Origin of the sequence: Nonomuraea sp. NPDC050328 (assembly GCF_044459405.1) — a bacterium.
GTDB lineage: Bacteria > Actinomycetota > Actinomycetes > Streptosporangiales > Streptosporangiaceae > Nonomuraea.
In genome coordinates this window covers 154,523-173,704 of sequence record NZ_JBITIW010000013.1, presented here as the reverse complement: position 1 = coordinate 173,704, position 19,182 = coordinate 154,523, and the positions used below count along the sequence as shown (strand labels likewise).

Below are 19,182 nucleotides of genomic sequence, written 5' to 3'. Positions count from 1 at the left end.
GGTGAGGGATGCCGGACGTGATCGTCGTCGGCGCCGGCGTCGTCGGGGCCGCCTGCGCGTACTACGCGGCGCGCGCGGGCCTCGACGTGGCCGTGCTGGACCGCGGGCCGGTGTCCGGCGGGACCACCGGCGCCGGCGAGGGCAACATCCTGGTCTCCGACAAGGAGCCCGGACCCGAGCTCGACCTGGCCGTGCACTCCAACCGCCTCTGGCGCGAGCTGGCCGAGGTCGCCGACTTCGAGTTCGAGGCCAAGGGCGGCCTGGTCGTCGCCGAGACGCCCGAGGTGCTCGCCCAGCTCACCGCGCTGGCCGCCAAGCAGGACGTCGAGCACACCGTCGCCGCCGGCCTGCACGCCTACGAGCCGCACCTGGCCGGCGGGCTGGCCGGCGGGGTGTTCTACCCGCAGGACGCCCAGGTGCAGCCCATGCTCGCCGCCGCCCGGCTGATCCGCGCCGCGCAGGACAACTACGGGCACGGCGCGCTGCAACTGCGCACCGGCGTCGAGGTGCGTGGTGTGCGCGTCGAGCGCGGGCGCGTCACCGGCGTGCGCACCTCCGCCGGCGACATCCTGGCCGGAGCCGTGATCAACGCCGCCGGCACCTGGGGCGGCGAGGTCGCCGCCCTGGCCGGGGTCAGCCTGCCGATCATGCCCAGGCGCGGCTTCATCCTGGTCACCGAGCCGCTGGCCGAGCCCCTGGTGCGGCACAAGGTCTACACCGCGGCCTACGTGACCAACGTGGCCAGCGACAACGCCGGGCTGGAGACCTCCGCCGTGGTCGAGGGCACGCCCGCCGGGACGGTCCTCATCGGGGCCAGCCGCGAGCGGGTCGGCTTCGACCGCACGCTCTCGCTCACCGTGCTCAAGCGGCTGGCCGCCCAGGCCGTGGCGCTCTTCCCGGTCCTGCGGGAGCGGCGCGTGATCCGCACCTACTGCGGCTTCCGCCCCTACTGCCCCGATCACCTGCCGGTCATCGGCGCCGATCCGCGCGTGCGCGGGCTCTACCACGCCTGCGGGCACGAGGGCGCGGGCATCGGCCTGGCGCCGGCCACCGGCGCCCTGCTGGCCCAGCTCCTCAGCGGCCAGTCGCCCGCGCTCGACCTGCACCCGTTTCGCCCCGACCGTTTCGAGGACGCATGAACCAGGACGGATTCGAGATCACGGTGGACGGCCGTCCCGTGCCGGTGCGGCCCGGGCAGAGCATCGGCGCCGCCCTGCACGCCGCCGGCATCCGCTCGTGGCGGCGCACCCGCTTCGGCGCGCGGCCTCGCGGCCTGTTCTGCGGCATCGGCGTCTGCTTCGACTGCCTCCTCAGCGTCAACGGCGCGCCCGAACAACGCGCCTGCCTGGTGGAGGCCCGGCCCGGAGACTCGGTGAGCACCTCATGACCGGCACCATGACCGGCTACATGACCGGCTACGACCTGCTCGTCGTCGGAGGCGGCCCGGCGGGCGTCGCCGGCGCGCTGACCGCGGCCCGGGCGGGCCTGCGCGTCGCCCTGCTCGACGCCGGCCCGCGCCTGGGCGGCCAGTACTTCCGCCACCTGCCCGGCGCCACCGACGGCAAACTCCACCACGGCCTCGACCGGTTCCTCCGGCAGAGCGACGCCCTGCACGCCTCGGCCGACGTGCTCCTCGGACACCGGGTCTGGACGATCATCCGCGACCCGGCCGGCTTCACCGTGCAGGCGCTGGCCGGCGAGCGTGAGGAGGAACCGGTCGCCCTGCGCGGCGCGGCGGTGCTGATCGCCACCGGCGCCCACGACCGGCCCCTGCCCTTCCCCGGCTGGGACCTGCCCGGCGTGCTCACCCCCGGCGGCGCGCAGGCGTTGCTCAAGGGACACGGCGTCGCCGCCGGGCGGCGCGTGGTCGTCGCCGGCACCGGCCCGTTCCTGCTCCCCGTGGCCGCCGGGCTGGCCCGCGCCGGGGTGAAGGTGGCCGCGGTGCTGGAGGCCTCCGGCGGGCTCGGCCTGGCCAGGCACCCGGTCCTGGCCGCCGCCAAGGCGGGCGAGGCGGCCGGGTACGCCGCCACCCTGGTACGGCACCGCGTGCCGTACCGCACGAGAAGCGCTGTGGTACGGGCGCACGGCGACGATGAGGTCACCCACGTCACCGTCGCCCGGCTGGACCGCGACTGGCGCGTGCGCTCCACCGAGACCGTCGAGTGCGACACCGTGGCGGTCGGCTACGGCTTCCTGCCGCAGATCGAGCTCGCCACCCAGCTCGGCTGCGCCAGTGCCAACGACGCCGACGGCAGCCCGATCCTCACCGTGGACCAGGAGCAGCGCACCAGCGTCCCGGGCGTCTACGCGGCGGGCGAGCCCGCCGGGGTGGGCGGCGCGGCACTGGCCGAGATCGAGGGCCGCATCGCCGGTCACGCGGTCGCCGGACTCGCCGTCCCCGAGCACCTGCTGCTGCGCCGTACCAGACTGCGCTCCTTCGCCCGCGCGCTGCAGGAGGCCTACCCCGTGCGGCCCGGCTGGCAGGACTGGCTGGCCGCCGACACCCTCGTGTGCCGCTGCGAGGAGGTGCCGCTCAGCGCCGTCCGCGAGGCGCAGGAGCTCGGCGCCACCGACGCGCGCTCCATCAAACTGCTGGCCCGCCCAGGCATGGGCTGGTGCCAGGGCCGGATGTGCGGCTACGCCGTCTCCTGCCTCGCCGGGGAGGCGCCCCAGGCTCCCCGGCGTCCCGTCGCCCAGCCGATCACGCTCGGCTCGCTTGAGAGGATCTCCGATGACCAACCGCGTTAAGCCCTGGCAGGGCATCATGGTCGCCACGGCGCTGCCCCTGCGCGCCGACCTGTCGGTCGACTACGACGCCTACGCCGAGCACTGCCGGTGGCTGGTGGACAGCGGTTGCGACGGCGTGGTGCCCAACGGCTCGCTGGGCGAGTACCAGACGCTGACCCCCGAGGAGCGCGCCCGCGTGGTCGAGGTCGCGGTGGAGGCCGTCGGCGGGCGCAACGTGATGCCGGGCGTGGGCGCCTACGGCTCGGCCGAGTCGCGCCGCTGGGCCGAGCACGCCGCCTCGCTGGGCTGCGGGTCTGTGCTGCTGCTGCCGCCGAACGCCTACCGCGCCGACGAGCGCACGGTGATCGCCCACTACCGCGAGGTGGCCGAGGCGGGCGTGCCGATCGTGGCCTACAACAACCCCTTCGACACCAAGGTCGACCTGACTCCGCGGCTGCTGGCCACTCTGCACGAGGAGGGGCTGGCGGTCGCGGTCAAGGAGTTCACCGGCGACCCGCGCCGGGCCTACGAACTGGCCGAGCTCGCCCCGGGCCTGGACCTGCTGATCGGCTCCGACGACGCGCTGCTGGAGCTGGCCCTGGCCGGCGCGGTGGGCTGGATCGCCGGCTACCCGAACGCGCTGCCGGTCTCCAGCGCCGAGCTCTACCACGCCGCCCTCGCCGGTGACCTGGAGACGGCGCTGCCGCTCTACCGCAAGCTGCACGAGCTGCTGCGCTGGGACGCCAAGACCGAGTTCGTCCAGGCGATCAAGCTCTCCATGGACCTCGCCGGCCGCTACGGCGGCCCGTGCCGCGCGCCGCGGCTGCCGCTGCTGCCCGACATGGAGACCTCGATCCGCGCGGCCACCGAGAAGGCGCTGGCGGAGGGGCTGCGATGAGGACCAAGCGCGTCTTCCACGCCGTCGACTCCCACACCGAGGGCATGCCCACCCGGGTGATCGTCGGCGGCGTCGGGGTGATCCCGGGCGCCTCGATGGCCGAGCGCCGCATCTACTTCCGCGACAACTACGACCACATCAAGCAGTTGCTGATGAACGAGCCGCGCGGGCACGCGGCGATGAGCGGCGCCATCCTGCAGCCGCCCACCCGGCCCGACGCCGACTGGGGCGTGCTGTTCATCGAGGTGTCCGGCTACCTGCCGATGTGCGGGCACGGCACCATCGGGGTGGCGACCGTGCTGGTGGAGACCGGCATGGTCGAGGTGACCGAGCCGGTCACCACCGTGCGCCTGGAGGTGCCGGCCGGGCTGGTCGAGGTGGACGTGGCCGTGGACGACGGCCGGGCGATGGCGGTCACGCTGCGGAACGTGCCGGCCTACGCCGACCGGCTCGACGCCTCGGTCGAGGTGCCGGGCTTCGGCGCCATCCGCTACGACCTGGCCTACGGCGGCAACTTCTACGCCATCGTCTCGCTGGACGACTACAAGCTGCCCTTCGACCGGGCCGCGAAGAACGAGATCATCGCGGCCGGCCTGGCCACGATGGAGGCGATCAACGCCGCCGGCGAGCCCGTGCACGCCGAGGACGAGCGCATCCGCGGCTGCCACCACGTCTACTTCGCCGCGCCCGGCTCCACCGCCGAGCACTCCCGGCACGCCATGGCCATCCACCCCGGCTGGTTCGACCGCTCGCCGTGCGGCACCGGCACCAGCGCCCGGCTGGCCCAGTTGCACGCGCGCGGCGAGCTGCCCCTGGAGCGCGACTTCGTCAACGAGTCGTTCATCGGCACCCGCTTCATCGGCCGGCTGATCGGCGAGACCACCGTCGGCGGGCGGCCGGCCGTGCTGCCGACGATCACCGGGCGGGCCTGGGTCACCGGGACCGCCCAGTACTTCCTCGACCCCCGCGACCCGTTCCCCGAGGGCTTCATCCTGTGATCATCGAGACTGTCGACTACCACACCGGTGGCGAGCCGTTCCGGATCGTCACCGGTGGCGGGCCGGACATCCCCGGCGCCTCCGTGCTTGACCGGCGGGCCAACGCGGCCCGGCCGGAGTTCGACGCGGTCCGGCGGCTGCTGTGCCACGAGCCGCGCGGGCACGACGACATGTACGGCTGCTTCCTCGTCCCGCCGGACTCGCCCGGCGCGCACCTGGGCGTGCTGTTCTGGCACAAGGACGGCTACTCCACCGCCTGCGGGCACGGCACCATCGCGCTGGGCGTGCACGCCGTGCAGGAGGGCCTGGTCGAGGCGGCCGCCGACGGCGAGACCGACGTCGTCGTCGACGTGCCCTCCGGCCGCGTCACGGCCCGGGTGCGGTGCTCCGGCGGGCGGGTCACCGGCGTCGTCTTCCGCAACGTCGTCTCCTCCGTGCTGGCCCGCGGCGTGCCCGCCGCCGGGGCCGAGGCCGACCTGGCGTACGGCGGAGCCGTCTACGCCTCGGTGCCCGCGGCCGCCTTCGGGCTCTCGGTGACGCCCGGCGACCTGCCCGAGCTGATCGCGCTGGGCCGCCGGATCAAGGCGGAGCTGGCCGGGCACCCGGCCACCGCGCACCCGGAGGAGCCCCGGCTGTCCGGCGTCTACGGCGTGATCTTCCACGAGGAGCTCGGCCCCGGGCACCAGCGCAACGTCACCGTCTTCGCCGACGGCGAGGTCGACCGCTCGCCGTGCGGCTCCGGCACCGCCGCCCGGCTCGCGCTGCTGCACGAGGACGGCTTCGAGGGGCCGCTCACGCACGAGAGCATCGTCGGCAGCGTCTTCACCGGGCGGGTGGCCGAGGTCGTGGACGGCGGGATCGTGCCGGAGATCGAGGGCATGGCCTACCGGACCGGGCGGCACACGTTCGAGCTGGATCCTGATGACCCGATCGGCACCGGTTTCAGCCTTCGATGAGTGGTTTCGGGGGAATGAGTTCTATGCGGACCGGGGTGAAGCACCGCGCCCTTCGCTCCGGTTCGCCCGATCACTCCATACTTGGCACATGACCGCCGCCCTGCCGTACCTGGACGCCGACACCGTCACGCGCCTCGTGCCGGTGTCCCACGCGATCCAGGTCCTCGAGAACGCCCTGCGCGCCGGGCTCGACCCCGAGACCACCCCGCCGCGCTCGCACGTCGACCTGGCCGGCGGCCAGTTGCTCATGATGCCCGCCGGGGGACCGGCCTACGCCGGGGTCAAGATCGTCAGCGTCGCGCCGGACAACCCGCGGCGGGGGCTGCCCCGGATCCAGGGCACGTACCTGCTGTTCGACCGGGACACCCTCGCGCCGCTCGCCGTGCTCGACGGGGTCGCGCTCACCTCGCTGCGCACCCCGGCGGTCTCCGCGGTCGCCGTGCGGCACCTCGCCTCGCCCGACGCCCGCCGGCTGACCGTCTTCGGGACCGGGCCGCAGGCCTGGGCGCACATCACCGCCATCCGCGCCGTCCGGCCCATCGAGCACGTCACCCTCATCGGGCGCGACGTCGCCCGGGCCGAGGCCCTCGCCCACCACTGCCGCGCCCTCGGCCTCACCGTCGAGGCCGGGTACGGCGGAGCGGTCTCGTCCAACCTCACCACCTGGCCCACCGAACCCCTCCTCCCGGCTCCCGCACCGGAAGACCCCACGGCCGGTCCGGCGGACGGGACGCCGGGCGACCGGGACAGGCCCAAGGTGGGTTCCCCGGGCAACCGCGTGTGGCCCCTGGACGAGCCGCGCCCGACCACCCCGATCCGCCGCCCCACCAGGCCCACCGGACGCGAGGTCACCCCGGCCCGTGCGGTGGCCGAGGCCGACATCGTGGCCTGCTGCACCACCTCCAGAAACCCGCTCTTCCCCGGTAAGCTCGCCCGCGACGGCGTCACCGTGGTCGCCGTCGGTTCCCACGAGCCCGACGCCCGCGAGGTCGACGACGATCTCGTGGCCCGTTCCACCGTGGTCGTCGAGGCTCTCGTGGCCGCGCTGGCCGAGGCCGGGGATGTGATCGTCCCTGTCCGGAACGGTACGATCACGACTGGTCATCTCGCCGGGAACCTCGCCGATCTGGTGGCCGGACGGGTGGTCGCCGGGCCGGGGCCGAGACTGTTCAAGAGCGTGGGCATGGCCTGGGAAGATCTGGTGGTCGCCGCGGCCGCCTACGAAGCGTGGCGCTGACGGAAGGATGTGCGGGATGCAGGGTCGGCTCGATCTGCCGATGGTCGGGGAGCGGCAGAGCCTGCGCGAGCAGGTGGCCGACGCGCTGCGCGCGGCGCTCATCACGGGCGAGATGCGTCCCGGGGTGGTCTACTCCGCACCCGTGCTCGCCGCCCAGTTCGGCGTCTCCGCCACGCCGGTCCGTGAGGCGATGCTCGACCTGGCCAAGGAGGGTCTGGTCGAGGCGGTGCGCAACAAGGGCTTCCGGGTGACCGAGCTGTCGGAGCGCGACCTCGACGAGCTGACCCAGATCCGCGAGCTCATCGAGGTCCCGACCGTCGCCCGGCTGGCCGATCCGGTCCACCACGCCGCCTTCGAGCGCATCCGGCCTATCGCCGAGGAGATCGTCGCCGCCGCCGAGCGGGGCGACCTGCTGGAGTACATCGACGCCGACCTGCGCTTCCACGTGGAGCTGCTGTCGCTGGCCGGGAACGCGCACCTGGTCGAGGTGGTGCGCGACCTGCGCAGCCGCGCGCGGCTGTACGGCCTGTCGCAGCTCGCCCAGCAGGGCACCCTCGTCGACTCCGCGCGCGAGCACCTGGAGCTGCTCGACCGGCTGACCGCCGGCGACGCCGAGGGCGCGCGGCAGCTCATGGGCCAGCACATCGGCAAGGTCCGCGGCATCTGGGCGAGCCCCGACGCCTGAGCGGGGCGCGGTCAGCGGCTGCGGGTGGCGCCCAGGCTGGCCGCGATGATGCACGTGATGGCCACCCACTGCTGCACCTGCAGGATCTCGCCGAGCAGCAGCAGCCCGATCATCGCCGCGGCCGCCGGTTCCAGGCTCATGAGCACCCCGAAGACCTGCTTGGGCATCCGCCGGAGCGCCTGCAGTTCGAGCGAGTAGGGGATGACCGAGGACAGCAGCCCCACCCCGAGCCCGATGAGCAGCAGTTCGGGGGTGAGCAGGTCGCTGCCGCCGGTGGTGATGCCGACGGGCGCGATGAACACCGCCGAGGCGATCATCGCGAAGGCCAGCCCGGTCGTGCCGGGGAAGCGGCTGCCCGCGGCGGCCGACAGCAGGATGTAGCCCGCCCAGCAGGCCCCCGCGACCAGCGCGAAGCCGATGCCGAGCCAGCTCACCGACGACGAGTCGCCCCAGGGCGCCATCAGCAGCACCCCGGCCGCCGCCAGCCCGATCCACAGCAGGTCGAGCCGCCGCCGGGAGGCGGCCACGGCGACGCCCAGCGGCCCGAGGAACTCGATCGCCACCGCGATGCCCATCGGCAGCCGCTGCAGCGACTCGTAGAACGACAGGTTCATCAGCGCGAGCGTGGCGCCGAAGCCCAGCCCGACCGCCCAGTCGCGCCAGGCCAGCCCCTTGAGCCGCGGCCTGGCCACGATGCCCATGATCAGCGCCCCGGCCGCGATACGCAGGAACACCACCGCGCTCGGCGGCAGCACGCTGAACAGCTCCTTGGCGAAGCCCGCGCCGAGCTGCACCGAGAAGATGGCCAGCACCACGAGCCCCGACGGCGGGATCGAGTCGGCCGCGTTGCGCAGCAGCGCGCCGGCCCGCGGGAGGCCGGACTTGCCGCCGTCGAAGGGGCGGTCGAGGGCGTTGACGGTCACCGGGCAGGCTCCTCACGAATGTCGGGAATGTCTGAGCCTACTCACCCGCTCCGACACAACCCGCACCCTGGGGCCCGCTTGACCCCCGCTTCACTCCCAGCGGAAGGTGCGGGCCGCGAGCCCGAGGGTGACGACCGTCCAAACCGCCAGGACGGCCAGCGGCCCCACCGGGAACTCCCCGGCCCCGAGCACGGCCCGCACGCCGGAGGTCAGCGCGGTGATCGGCAGCAGCGACAGCACCGGCTCGGCCGCGTCGGGGAAGGCGCTGATCGGGAAGATCACCCCGCCGCAGCCCAGCAGCACCAGGTAGACCAGGTTCGCCCCGGCCAGCGTCGCCTCCGCGCGCAGCGTGCCGGCCATCAGCAGGCCCAGGCCGCTGAAGGCCGCCGTCCCCAGTAGCAGGTACGGCAGAGCCGCCACGACCGCCCCGGCCGGCTGCCACCCGAGCGCGTAGGCGACCCCGACGATCACCAGCACCTGGAGCAGCTCGACCGCCAGCACTGCCAGCGTCTTGGCCAGCAGCAGCCCGCCCCGCGACAGCGGCGTGGCACCCAGCCGCTTGAGCACACCGTAGCGGCGCTCGAACCCGGTGGCGATGGCCTGCCCGGTGAAGGCGGTCGACATCACCGCCAGCGCGAGCACGCCCGGGGCCAGGAAGTCCACCCGGCGGTCCGTGCCCACGTCCACCAGCGGCGCGAGGGAGAAGCCGACCAGCAGCAGGATCGGGATGATCAGCGTGAGCAGCAGCTGCTCGCCGTTGCGCAGGATGGCCCGGACCTCGGCGCCCGCCTGTGCGAGCACCATGCGGCCCAGCGGCGCCGCGCCGGGCGCGGGGGACAGGTCAAGCGTGGTCATCGCAGCTCCCGGCCGGTCAGTTCGAGGAAGACGTCTTCCAGGGTGCGGCGCTCGATGCTGAGGTCGTCGGCGGTGACGCCCTCGGCCGCGCACCAGGCCGTCACGGTGGCCAGCAGCTCAGGCCCGACCTGCCCCTCGATGATGTAGTGCCCGCTCGGCGACTCCTTGGCGGCGCTGCCGTCGGGCAGGGCGGTGAGCAGTTCCTCCAGCGCCAGCCCGGGCCGGGCGCGGAAGCGGAGCTGGCGCTCGGCGCCGGTGAGCGCGGCGGGCGTGCCCTCGGCGACGACCCGCCCGCGGTCGATGATGATCACCTGGTCGGCCAGCCGCTCGGCCTCGTCCATGTGGTGCGTCGTCAGCACCAGCGAGACGCCGGCCGCGCGCAGGTCGGTCACCAGGTCCCAGCACGCGCGGCGGGCCTGCGGGTCGAGCCCGGCGGTGGGCTCGTCGAGGAAGACCAGCTCGGGCCGGCCGATGACCGCCGCGGCCAGCGAGAGCCGCTGCTGCTGGCCGCCCGACAGCCTCCGGTAGGGGGTGCGGGCGTGCTCGTCGAGGCCCAGCCGTACCAGCAGGGCCTGCGGATCGAGGGGGCGGGCGTAGAAGCGGGAGACCAGCCGCAGCCATTCGCCGCAGCGCATCGCGGGCGGCACGCCGCCGGCCTGGAGCATGACGCCCACCCGGGCGCGCAGCTCGCGGGCGGCCGGGTCGAGGCCGAGGATGCGGACCTTCCCGGCGTCGGCCTTGCGGAAGCCTTCGCAGATCTCGATCGTGGAGGTCTTGCCGGCGCCGTTGGGCCCGAGGATCGCCGTGACGGCGCCGCGCGCGGCCGACAGGGTGAGCCCGTCGACGGCGACGCGATCGCCGTAACGTTTGACCAGATCGATGACCTCGACGGCCGGGGAGTCCATGCCCACGAGTGTAAGGACACCCGGTCGTGGTCACCGCGCCAGGCAGCCTCGAACGCGCCTGCCGTACCGCTCGGGGGACCCGGCGGGATACCCAAGCCGGGCGTCCGTTTGGCGGGCCGTTGACCGCGAAGCGTGAAAGGGTGGTCACGTCACGAAGGAGGGTGGAATGTCAGAACGCAATGGCTACGCCCCCGGCGTTCCCTGCTGGGTGGATCTGTCGAGCACGGACACCGAGGCCTCGGCCCGGTTCTACACCGAGCTCCTCGGCTGGCGGGTGAAGTTCAGTCCCGATCCGGCCGCGGGCGGCTACGGGCAGTTCTTCGCCGGCGGCAAGGTCGTCGCGGGGATCGGCCCGACCTTCACCGAGGGCATGCCCTCGGTCTGGAACACCTACGTGGCCACCGACGACGCCGCCGCGGTGGCCGACCGGGCCAAGAACGCCGGCGGCCAGGTGGTCATCGAGCCCATGGAGGTCCTGGACCAGGGCACGATGGCCGTCCTGCAGGCCGCCGACGGTGGGTTCGTCTCCGTCTGGCAGGCCGCGGCCCACCACGGCGCCCAGCTCGTCAACGAGCCCGGCGCCTGGTGCTGGAACGAGCTCAACTCCCGCGACGTCGAGGCGGCCGAGCGCTTCTACCGGGACGTCTTCGGCTGGACCGTCGACGCCTCCACGATGGAGGTCCCGGGCCTCGGCCCCTACACCTACCGCTCCTTCCTCAGCGAGGGCCACCTGGTGGCGGGCATGGTGGAGATGTCGCCGAACTACCCCGACCAGGTGCCCTCGTTCTGGGTGCCGTACTTCGCCGTCGCCGACCTCGACGGCACCGTGGCCAAGTCGCGGGAGCTCGGCGCGAACGTGTTCATCGACCGCATGGACTCCCCGGCGGGCCCCTTCGCGCTGCTGCAGGACCCGCAGGGCGCGCTGGCCTACGTCATGGACCTCCAGCGCACCGAGTAACCCGAAATAGGGTAAAAATCCGGAATATGGGATGACCGGATGGTGTTGAGATTCCTCGGCCCTCGCCGGGGCCAGTGACGGCTCCAGCGAGGGAGAGGTATTCCGCATGTCAGTGGCAGTAGAGGCCGCGTCCGCGAAGCGCACGGCCAAGGAACGCAGGGGACTGCTCCTGCTGATCCTGGGAGCGCTCTCGGCCATCGGCCCGCTCTCCATCGACATGTACCTCCCGGCGCTGCCGACCATCACCCACGAGCTGGCCACGGTGCCCGCGCAGGTCCAGCTCACCCTGACCGCCTGTCTCATCGGCGTCTCGATGGGCCAGATCCTCGCCGGCCCGCTCAGCGACAGCCGCGGCCGCCGTCTGCCGCTCCTGATCGGCGTGGGCGGCTACGCCGTCGCCTCGCTGCTGTGCGCCTTCGCGCCCAACGTCGGCGCGCTGATCGTGCTGCGCCTGCTGCAGGGCGTGCTGGGCGGCGCGGCCCTGGTCATCGTCCGCGCGGTGGTGCGCGACCTGTACGACGGCGCGGCCATCGCCCGCATCTTCGCCAACCTCATGCTGGTCAGCGGCCTGGCCCCGATCCTCGCCCCGATCGCCGGCGCCCAGCTCCTGGAGTTCACCTCCTGGCGCGGCGTCTTCGTCGCGCTGAGCATCGCCGGCCTGGTCCTGCTGGCCGTCACCATCCCGGGCGTGCGCGAGACCCTGCCCAGGGAGGAGCGCGTCCGCGGCGGCCTGGCCCCGACCGCGCGCACCTTCTGGCGGCTGCTGCGCGAGCGCACCTTCATGGCCCCCGCCCTGGCCTCCGGCCTCGGCTTCGCCGCCATGTTCGGCTACATCTCCGGCTCGCCGTTCGTGCTGCAGGAGGTCTACGGCCTCTCCACCGGCCAGTACTCGCTCGTCTTCGGCGCCAACGCCCTCGCCCTGACCATCAGCGCCCAGGTCGGCGGCCGGCTGGCCGGCCGCGTCAACCCCGGCAAGCTGGTCCTGGGCGGGCTGTTCGCCTCGCTGGCCGGCGGCCTGCTCGTGCTGGCCGCCGGGCTGACCGGTCTCGGACTGTACGGCGTGCTGGCCGGCCTGTTCGTCCTGATGGCCGGCGCCGGCCTGGTCATGCCCGGCGCGGGCGCCCTGGCCCTCGGCAGCCAGCCCTCCCAGATCGCCGGCAGCGCCAGCGCCCTGCTCGGCGTGCTGCAGTTCGCGCTCGGCGCGCTGTCGGCCCCGCTGGTCGGCCTGCTCGGCGGCGGCGCGGTGGCGATGGCGGTGGTGATCCTCATCCTCATGGGCGCGGCGTTCACCGCCTTCACCGTGCTCCGCCGAGTTAGGTAAGGCTACCCTGCGTGAGAAATTGCATTCCCGCTTCGTTTGGTGGCCGGGAAGTAATTACGGCACACTGATGTTGTGAAAAACATGCAGGGGATCGAGAGGACGACACGCGCGCGTGTGGCCCGCCTCATCCTCGAGCATGGTCCCGTCACGGCGGCAGCGCTCGGCGAGCGGCTCGGGCTCACCCCCGCGGCCGTGCGACGCCACCTCGACGCGCTGGTGGCGGACGGGATGATCGAGCCCCGGACAGTGCGGCCGCGCGGACAGCGCGGGCGCGGGCGACCGGCGAAGATGTTCGCCATCACCGAGACGGGGCGCAGTGCTTTCGAGCACGCCTACGACGACCTGGCCGGCAGCGCCCTGCGCTTCCTGGCCGAGCGTCTGGGCGACCAGGCGGTGTCCGACTTCGCCCGCTCCCAGGTGCAGAGCCTGGTGGCGCGGCTGGAGCCGGTGATGAGCGCAGTGCCCGCAGACCGGCGAGTGCAGATGCTGGCCGAGGCGCTGTCGGCAGAGGGTTACGCGGCGAGTGCCTCCAAGGCCAAGTCCGGCGGTGACCAGCTCTGCCAGCACCACTGCCCGGTGGCGCACGCGGCGGCCGAGTTCCCGCAGCTGTGCGAGGCCGAGACGGAGGCGTTCGCGCAACTCCTCGGCACGCCGGTGCAACGGCTGGCCACCATCGCCCACGGCGACGGGGTCTGCACCACGCATGTGAGTCCGCAAATGTTGAGAGATAAGAGCAAGGAGACCGGAAGGTGACTGTCACCGACCGCCCGGAGCTTGAGGGCCTCGGGAACTACAAGTTCGGCTGGGCCGACTCCGACGAAGCCGGGGCCGCGGCCAAGCGTGGCCTGTCGGAGGAGGTCGTCCGGAACATCTCCGCGCTCAAGAACGAGCCGGAGTGGATGCTGGACCTGCGCCTGAAGGGTCTGCGCCTGTTCGCGAAGAAGCCGCTGCCCACCTGGGGCTCGGACCTGACCGGCATCGACTTCGACAACATCAAGTACTTCGTGCGCTCCACCGAGAAGCAGGCCGCTTCCTGGGACGAGCTGCCCGAGGACATCAAGAACACCTACGACAAGCTCGGCATCCCCGAGGCCGAGAAGCAGCGGCTGATCGCCGGTGTGGCCGCGCAGTACGAGTCGGAGGTCGTCTACCACCAGATCCGCGAGGACCTGGAGGAGAAGGGTGTCATCTTCGTCGACACCGACACCGGCCTGCGCGAGCACGAGGAGCTCTTCAAGGAGTACTTCGGCTCGGTGATCCCGGTCGGCGACAACAAGTTCGCCGCGCTCAACACCGCGACCTGGTCCGGCGGCTCGTTCATCTACGTGCCCCCGAACACGCACATCGACATCCCGCTCCAGGCCTACTTCCGGATCAACACCGAGAACATGGGCCAGTTCGAGCGGACCCTGATCATCGTGGACGAGAACTCCTACGTCCACTACGTCGAGGGCTGCACCGCCCCGATCTACTCCAGCGACTCGCTGCACAGCGCGGTCGTGGAGATCGTGGTGAAGAAGGGCGCCCGCTGCCGGTACACGACCATCCAGAACTGGTCGAACAACGTCTACAACCTGGTCACCAAGCGCGCCGTCGCCTACGAGGGCGCGACCATGGAGTGGATCGACGGCAACATCGGCTCCAAGGTCACCATGAAGTACCCGGCCGTCTACCTGATGGGCGAGCACGCCAAGGGCGAGACGCTGAGCGTCGCCTTCGCCGGCGAGGGCCAGCACCAGGACGCCGGCTCCAAGATGGTGCACCTGGCGCCCAACACCAGCTCGACCGTGATCTCCAAGTCCGTCGCCCGCGGCGGCGGCCGGACGAGCTACCGCGGCCTGGTCCAGATCGAGGAGGGCGCCCACGGCTCCGCCTCGACGGTCAAGTGCGACGCGCTGCTCGTCGACCAGATCAGCCGCTCCGACACCTACCCCTACGTCGACGTCCGCGAGGACGACGTCTCCATGGGGCACGAGGCCACGGTCTCCAAGGTCAGCGATGACCAGCTGTTCTACCTGATGAGCCGCGGTCTGGGCGAGGACGAGGCCATGGCGATGATCGTGCGCGGCTTCGTCGAGCCGATCGCCCGCGAACTGCCCATGGAGTACGCGCTCGAGCTGAACCGCCTGATCGAGCTGCAGATGGAAGGAGCCGTCGGCTGATGGGCCTGAACGAGAAGCCCCTGTCGACGCTGCACGAGCACGCGTCATACGACCTCGCCGACTTCGAGGTCCCCACCGGCCGCGAGGAGAAGTGGCGCTTCACGCCGCTCTCCCGGCTCAAGGGCCTGCACAAGGGCACCGCCGCGGCCGGTCACGTCACCGTGAGCGTCGACGCGGCCCCCGAGGTCACCGTCGAGACGGTCGGCCGCGAGGACGCCCGCCTGGGCAAGTCCTTCGCGCCGACCGACCGGATCAGCGCCCAGGCCTGGACCAGCTTCGAGAAGGCGACCGTCTTGACGGTCGCCCGCGAGGCCGTGGCCTCCAAGCCGACGGTGGTCACGCTGACCGGCGCCGGCGACGGCGCGGCCTACGGCCACCTGCTGGTCAAGCTGGAGCCGATGGCCGAGGCCGTCGTCGTCCTCGACCACCAGGGCAGCGCCGTCTACGCCGACAACGTCGAGTTCGTCGTGGGCGACGGCGCGACCCTCAAGGTCGTCAGCCTCCAGGACTGGGCCGACGACGCCGTGCACGTCTCCCAGCACCACGCCCAGCTCGGCAAGGACGCCACCTTCAAGAGCTTCGTGGTCACCCTCGGCGGCGACCTCGTACGGCTCTCGCCGAGCGTGTCCTACACCGCGCCGGGCGGCGACGCCGACCTGTCGGGCGTCTACTTCGTCGACGCCGGCCAGCACCTGGAGCACCGCCTCCTGGTCGACCACTCGCAGCCCACCTGCAAGTCCAACGTGGACTACCGCGGCGCGCTGCAGGGCCAGGACGCCCACGCCGTCTGGATCGGCGACGTGATCATCCGGGTCGCGGCCGAGGGCACCGACACCTACGAGCTCAACCGCAACCTCATCCTCACCGACGGCGCCCGCGCCGACTCGGTGCCCAACCTGGAGATCCTCACCGGCGAGGTGGCCGGAGCCGGCCACGCGTCGGCGAGCGGGCGCCTGGACGACGAGCACATCTTCTACCTGCAGGCCCGCGGCATCCCCTACGACGAGGCGCGCCGCCTGGTCATCCGGGGCTTCCTCGGCCAGCTCATCGAGAAGATCGAGCTCGACGAGCTGCGTGAGCGGGTGCTCGCCAAGGTCGAAGCGGAGCTCGAGAAGTGAGCTTCGAGAAGGTCTGCACGATCAGCGACATCGAGGACGGTGGCGTCCTCGGCCTGGAGGTCGGCGAGACCCCGGTGGCGCTGGTCCGCAAGGGCGAGGAGGTCTTCGCCCTGCACGACGTCTGCTCCCACGCCGAGGTCAAGCTGAGCGAGGGCGAGGTCTACGACGGCACGCTCGAGTGCTGGCTGCACGGTTCGTGCTTCGACGTCCGCACCGGCAAGCCCACCGGCCCGCCCGCCACCAAGCCCGTTCCCGTCTACCGAGTCAAGATCGAGGGCGACGACGTGCTCGTCTCACTCTCGAAGGAGTCATAGTGAGCACCCTGGAAATCCGTGACCTGCACGTCGCCGTCGAGGACAAGCAGATCCTGCGCGGCGTCGACCTGACCGTGCGCGCCGGCGAGACCCACGCCATCATGGGCCCCAACGGCTCGGGCAAGTCCACCCTGGCCTACGCCGTCGCCGGCCACCCGAAGTACACCATCACCGGCGGCCAGGTGCTGCTCGACGGCGAGGACCTGCTGGAGATGTCCGTCGACGAGCGGGCGCGCGCCGGGCTGTTCCTGGCGATGCAGTACCCCGTCGAGGTGCCGGGCGTCAGCGTCTCCAACTTCCTGCGCTCGGCGGTCACCTCCATGCGCGGCGAGGCGCCGAAGCTGCGCGAGTTCGCCAAGGACCTCAAGGCCGGCATGGACTCCCTGTCCATCGACCCCGCCTTCGCCCAGCGCAACCTGAACGAGGGCTTCTCCGGCGGCGAGAAGAAGCGCCACGAGATCCTCCAGCTCGAACTGCTCAAGCCGAAGATCGCCGTGCTCGACGAGACCGACTCCGGCCTCGACGTCGACGCGCTGCGCATCGTCTCCGAGGGCATCAACCGCTTCCGCTCCACCGGCGAGACCGGCGTGCTGCTGATCACGCACTACACCCGGATCCTGCGCTACGTGAAGCCCGACCACGTGCACGTCTTCGCCGGCGGCCGGATCGTCGAGGAAGGTGGCCCCGAGCTCGCCGAGAAGCTGGAGGCCGAGGGGTACGCCGCCTACACCAAGGAAGCGGTCGGGCAGTGACCGGTTTCGACGTCGAGCGGATCCGGAAGGATTTTCCGGTCCTCTCACGCGAGCTACCGGGTGGGCGGAGCCTCGTCTACCTGGACTCCGGCAACTCCTCCCAGAAGCCGGCGCAGGTCATCGAGACCATGCGCGAGCACCTGGCGATGCACTACAGCAACGTCGGGCGCGCGCACCACACGCTGGGCAGCGAGTCCACCGAGGCCTACGAGAACGCCCGGGACAAGGTCGCCGCGTTCGTCGGCGCCCCGTCCCGGGACGAGGTGATCTTCACCAAGAACGCCTCCGAGGCGCTCAACCTGCTGGCCTACTCCTTCGGGAACCGCTCCAACACCGACCCCCGGTTCACCCTGGGGGAGGGCGACGAGATCGTCATCTCCGAGATGGAGCACCACTCCAACATCGTGCCCTGGCAGATGCTCGCGCAGCGGACCGGGGCCACGCTGAAGTGGTTCGGCGTGACCGACGAGGGCCGGCTCGACCTGTCCGGTGACGTGATCACCGAGCGGACGAAGATCGTCTCGATCGCGCACCAGTCGAACGTGCTGGGCACGGTCAACCCGGTCGCGGCCGTGATCGAGCGGGCCCATGCGGTGGGCGCCCTGGTGGCGCTCGACGCCTCCCAGTCGGTTCCCCACCACCCGGTCAACCTCGCCGCGCTCGGCGCCGACTTCGTGGCCTTCACCGGTCACAAGATGGTCGGCCCGTCGGGGATCGGCGTCCTGTGGGGCCGGGCCGAGCTGCTCGACGCCATGCCCCCGTTCCTGGGCGGCGGCGAGATGATCGAGGCGGTCTGGATGGACCGCTCGACCTACGCGCCGCTCCCGCACAAGTTCGAGGCCGGCACGCCGCCCATCGTCGAGGCCATCGGCCTGGGCGCGGCGGTGGACTACCTCGACGGGATCGGCCTGGCCGCGATCGAGGCGCACGAGCGGGAGCTGACCGCGCACGCGCTCGGGGCGCTCCAGGAGATCCCCGGGCTCAAGGTGATCGGTCCGACCGATCTGCACGACCGGGGCGGCACCGTCTCTTTCACTCTGGAAGGGATTCACCCGCACGACGTCGGGCAGATCCTGGACGACCGGTTCGGGATCGCCGTACGGGTCGGCCACCACTGCGCCCGGCCGCTGCACCTGCGGTTCGGAATACCGGCGACCACGCGGGCGTCGTTCTACCTGTACAACACCACGGGCGAGATCGACGCCCTGGTGCGCGGCCTCCACCACGTTCAGAAGGTGTTCGCCTGACATGATCACCGACTCCATGTACCAGGAGCTGATCCTGGAGCACTACAAGCACCCGCAGGGGCGGGGGCTGCGCGAGCCGTACGAGGCGGAGGTTCACCACGTGAACCCCACCTGCGGCGACGAGATCACGCTCCGGGTGCACCTGGAGGACGGCAAGGTGGCCGACGTCTCCTACGAGGGACAGGGCTGCTCCATCAGCCAGGCCGCCGCCTCGGTGCTGCACGAGCTCGCCGTGGGCACCACCGTGGAGGGCTCTCTGGAGGTCGTGGACGAGTTCACCCGGCTCCTGCAGGGCAGGGGCCAGGTGGAGCCCGACGAGGACGTGCTGGGCGACGCGGTCGCCTTCTCGGGCGTGGCCAAGTTCCCCGCCCGGGTGAAGTGCGCCCTGCTTTCCTGGATGGCGTACAAGGACGCAGTTGTGAGGAGTGCTGCCGGATGAGCAAGCCAGTAGAGACCCCGACCGGCTTCGACGGTGAGACCACTCACGACGAGGTCATGGAGGCGCTCAAGGACGTCGTCGACCCCGAGCTCGGCATCAACGTGGTCGACCTCGGCCTGATCTACGGGCTCAACCTCGACGCCGTCGAAGGCGCCGATCGGCCCGTGGCCACCATCGACATGACGCTGACCAGCGCGGCCTGCCCGCTGACCGACGTCATCGAGGACCAGGCGCACTCCGCCCTGGAGGGCATGGTCTCCGATGTGAAGATCAACTGGGTCTGGCTGCCCCCGTGGGGGCCGGACAAGATCACCGATGAGGGCCGCGACCAGTTGCGTATGCTAGGCTTCAACGTCTGATCTGATCTGGTACGGCTGGCGTTCACCAAAACGTCAGCCGTTTCAGCGTGCCGACGGATGATTTCGGAAGGTCCGGGAATATCCAGCTCCCCTGAGCGTGTTGGCACACACGTGTACCTGACGCACCTATGGGGTGCGTGACGCCGCCTGCGCCGGCTATCGGGTGCGCGTAGACGGGCTGAACGACATGGCCCAGTCCCCACCCGGCAGGCGTCCGATACGTCTGCATGATCGAGGGTCCGAAGAATCCCTCCGGTGAGTTATGCCCCGGCTCGTCCTTTCGCAGAAGTGACGTGCCACTTCTACTGAAAGGCACGATTTCGTGACC

21 protein-coding genes are annotated in these 19,182 nt (G+C 71.8%); 18 read left to right on the top strand and 3 right to left on the bottom strand.

Features of this window, described 5'->3' with window-relative positions; all coding sequences use genetic code 11:
* Positions 1–8 precede the first annotated feature (8 nt).
* From ACIBG7_RS37390 to ACIBG7_RS37355, 8 genes are all read left to right on the top strand, one after another.
* Entirely contained in the window at positions 9–1,139 is a 1,131-nt protein-coding gene (locus tag ACIBG7_RS37390; protein ID WP_357931426.1) for an FAD-dependent oxidoreductase, read from the top strand.
* On the top strand, positions 1,136–1,387 hold the full coding sequence (locus tag ACIBG7_RS37385) for a (2Fe-2S)-binding protein (RefSeq protein WP_357931429.1): 252 nt from the start codon (positions 1,136–1,138) through the stop codon (positions 1,385–1,387). The genes ACIBG7_RS37390 and ACIBG7_RS37385 overlap by 4 nt, the downstream gene beginning before the upstream one ends.
* Positions 1,384–2,748 (top strand): NAD(P)/FAD-dependent oxidoreductase, encoded by a 1,365-nt coding sequence (locus tag ACIBG7_RS37380; protein ID WP_397339300.1) that lies wholly within the window; start codon positions 1,384–1,386, stop codon positions 2,746–2,748. Before ACIBG7_RS37385 ends, ACIBG7_RS37380 begins: the two co-directional genes overlap by 4 nt.
* Entirely contained in the window at positions 2,732–3,625 is an 894-nt protein-coding gene (locus ACIBG7_RS37375) for a dihydrodipicolinate synthase family protein (RefSeq protein ID WP_397339299.1), read from the top strand. Before ACIBG7_RS37380 ends, ACIBG7_RS37375 begins: the two co-directional genes overlap by 17 nt.
* A complete protein-coding gene (locus ACIBG7_RS37370; RefSeq protein WP_357931438.1) occupies positions 3,622–4,623 on the top strand; it encodes a proline racemase family protein in 1,002 nt (333 codons plus the stop codon). The genes ACIBG7_RS37375 and ACIBG7_RS37370 overlap by 4 nt, the downstream gene beginning before the upstream one ends.
* Complete coding sequence (locus ACIBG7_RS37365; protein ID WP_397339297.1) at positions 4,620–5,579, top strand: proline racemase family protein; 960 nt, start codon at positions 4,620–4,622, stop codon at positions 5,577–5,579. The genes ACIBG7_RS37370 and ACIBG7_RS37365 overlap by 4 nt, the downstream gene beginning before the upstream one ends.
* A gap of 88 nt (positions 5,580–5,667) precedes the next feature.
* Entirely contained in the window at positions 5,668–6,816 is a 1,149-nt protein-coding gene (locus tag ACIBG7_RS37360; RefSeq protein WP_397339296.1) for an ornithine cyclodeaminase family protein, read from the top strand.
* A 16-nt stretch (positions 6,817–6,832) separates the two neighbouring features.
* Complete coding sequence (locus ACIBG7_RS37355) at positions 6,833–7,501, top strand: GntR family transcriptional regulator (RefSeq protein WP_357931447.1); 669 nt, start codon at positions 6,833–6,835, stop codon at positions 7,499–7,501.
* A gap of 11 nt (positions 7,502–7,512) precedes the next feature.
* On the opposite strand, the gene ACIBG7_RS37350 is transcribed toward ACIBG7_RS37355, so the two are convergent.
* The 3 genes from ACIBG7_RS37350 to ACIBG7_RS37340 all read right to left on the bottom strand — a co-directional run bounded on the left by ACIBG7_RS37350 (position 7,513) and on the right by ACIBG7_RS37340 (position 10,184).
* Positions 7,513–8,424, bottom strand: coding sequence for an EamA family transporter (locus ACIBG7_RS37350; protein WP_357931450.1), 912 nt, complete (start codon positions 8,422–8,424; stop codon positions 7,513–7,515).
* A gap of 90 nt (positions 8,425–8,514) precedes the next feature.
* Positions 8,515–9,279 carry an ABC transporter permease gene (locus tag ACIBG7_RS37345; protein ID WP_397339295.1) on the bottom strand — a complete coding sequence of 255 codons (765 nt, stop codon included), beginning with the start codon at positions 9,277–9,279 and terminating at the stop codon, positions 8,515–8,517.
* On the bottom strand, positions 9,276–10,184 hold the full coding sequence (locus ACIBG7_RS37340; protein WP_357931456.1) for an ABC transporter ATP-binding protein: 909 nt from the start codon (positions 10,182–10,184) through the stop codon (positions 9,276–9,278). Before ACIBG7_RS37340 ends, ACIBG7_RS37345 begins: the two co-directional genes overlap by 4 nt.
* Positions 10,185–10,350: 166 nt before the next feature.
* Here ACIBG7_RS37340 and ACIBG7_RS37335 point away from each other — a divergent pair, with 166 nt between their 5' ends.
* The 10 genes from ACIBG7_RS37335 (at position 10,351) to ACIBG7_RS37290 (ending at position 18,854) form a co-directional block, all read left to right on the top strand.
* Positions 10,351–11,142, top strand: coding sequence for a VOC family protein (locus ACIBG7_RS37335; RefSeq protein WP_397339294.1), 792 nt, complete (start codon positions 10,351–10,353; stop codon positions 11,140–11,142).
* A 106-nt stretch (positions 11,143–11,248) separates the two neighbouring features.
* Positions 11,249–12,463, top strand: coding sequence for a multidrug effflux MFS transporter (locus ACIBG7_RS37330; protein ID WP_357931462.1), 1,215 nt, complete (start codon positions 11,249–11,251; stop codon positions 12,461–12,463).
* Positions 12,464–12,544: 81 nt separating this feature from the next.
* Positions 12,545–13,216 (top strand): metalloregulator ArsR/SmtB family transcription factor, encoded by a 672-nt coding sequence (locus ACIBG7_RS37325; RefSeq protein WP_357931719.1) that lies wholly within the window; start codon positions 12,545–12,547, stop codon positions 13,214–13,216.
* Entirely contained in the window at positions 13,213–14,625 is a 1,413-nt protein-coding gene (gene sufB / locus ACIBG7_RS37320; protein ID WP_357931465.1) for a Fe-S cluster assembly protein SufB, read from the top strand. The genes ACIBG7_RS37325 and sufB overlap by 4 nt, the downstream gene beginning before the upstream one ends.
* Positions 14,625–15,743, top strand: a complete 1,119-nt coding sequence (sufD, locus tag ACIBG7_RS37315) for a Fe-S cluster assembly protein SufD (protein ID WP_357931468.1) — start codon at positions 14,625–14,627, stop codon at positions 15,741–15,743. The genes sufB and sufD overlap by 1 nt, the downstream gene beginning before the upstream one ends.
* Positions 15,740–16,057 (top strand): non-heme iron oxygenase ferredoxin subunit, encoded by a 318-nt coding sequence (locus ACIBG7_RS37310; protein ID WP_357931471.1) that lies wholly within the window; start codon positions 15,740–15,742, stop codon positions 16,055–16,057. Before sufD ends, ACIBG7_RS37310 begins: the two co-directional genes overlap by 4 nt.
* Complete coding sequence (gene sufC, locus ACIBG7_RS37305; protein WP_357931473.1) at positions 16,057–16,809, top strand: Fe-S cluster assembly ATPase SufC; 753 nt, start codon at positions 16,057–16,059, stop codon at positions 16,807–16,809. Before ACIBG7_RS37310 ends, sufC begins: the two co-directional genes overlap by 1 nt.
* Positions 16,806–18,056, top strand: coding sequence for a cysteine desulfurase (locus ACIBG7_RS37300; RefSeq protein WP_357931476.1), 1,251 nt, complete (start codon positions 16,806–16,808; stop codon positions 18,054–18,056). The genes sufC and ACIBG7_RS37300 overlap by 4 nt, the downstream gene beginning before the upstream one ends.
* 1 nt (position 18,057) lies before the next feature.
* Positions 18,058–18,495, top strand: coding sequence for a Fe-S cluster assembly sulfur transfer protein SufU (sufU, locus tag ACIBG7_RS37295; protein ID WP_357931478.1), 438 nt, complete (start codon positions 18,058–18,060; stop codon positions 18,493–18,495).
* Complete coding sequence (locus ACIBG7_RS37290; protein WP_357931481.1) at positions 18,492–18,854, top strand: metal-sulfur cluster assembly factor; 363 nt, start codon at positions 18,492–18,494, stop codon at positions 18,852–18,854. The genes sufU and ACIBG7_RS37290 overlap by 4 nt, the downstream gene beginning before the upstream one ends.
* Positions 18,855–19,182: the final 328 nt, after the last annotated feature.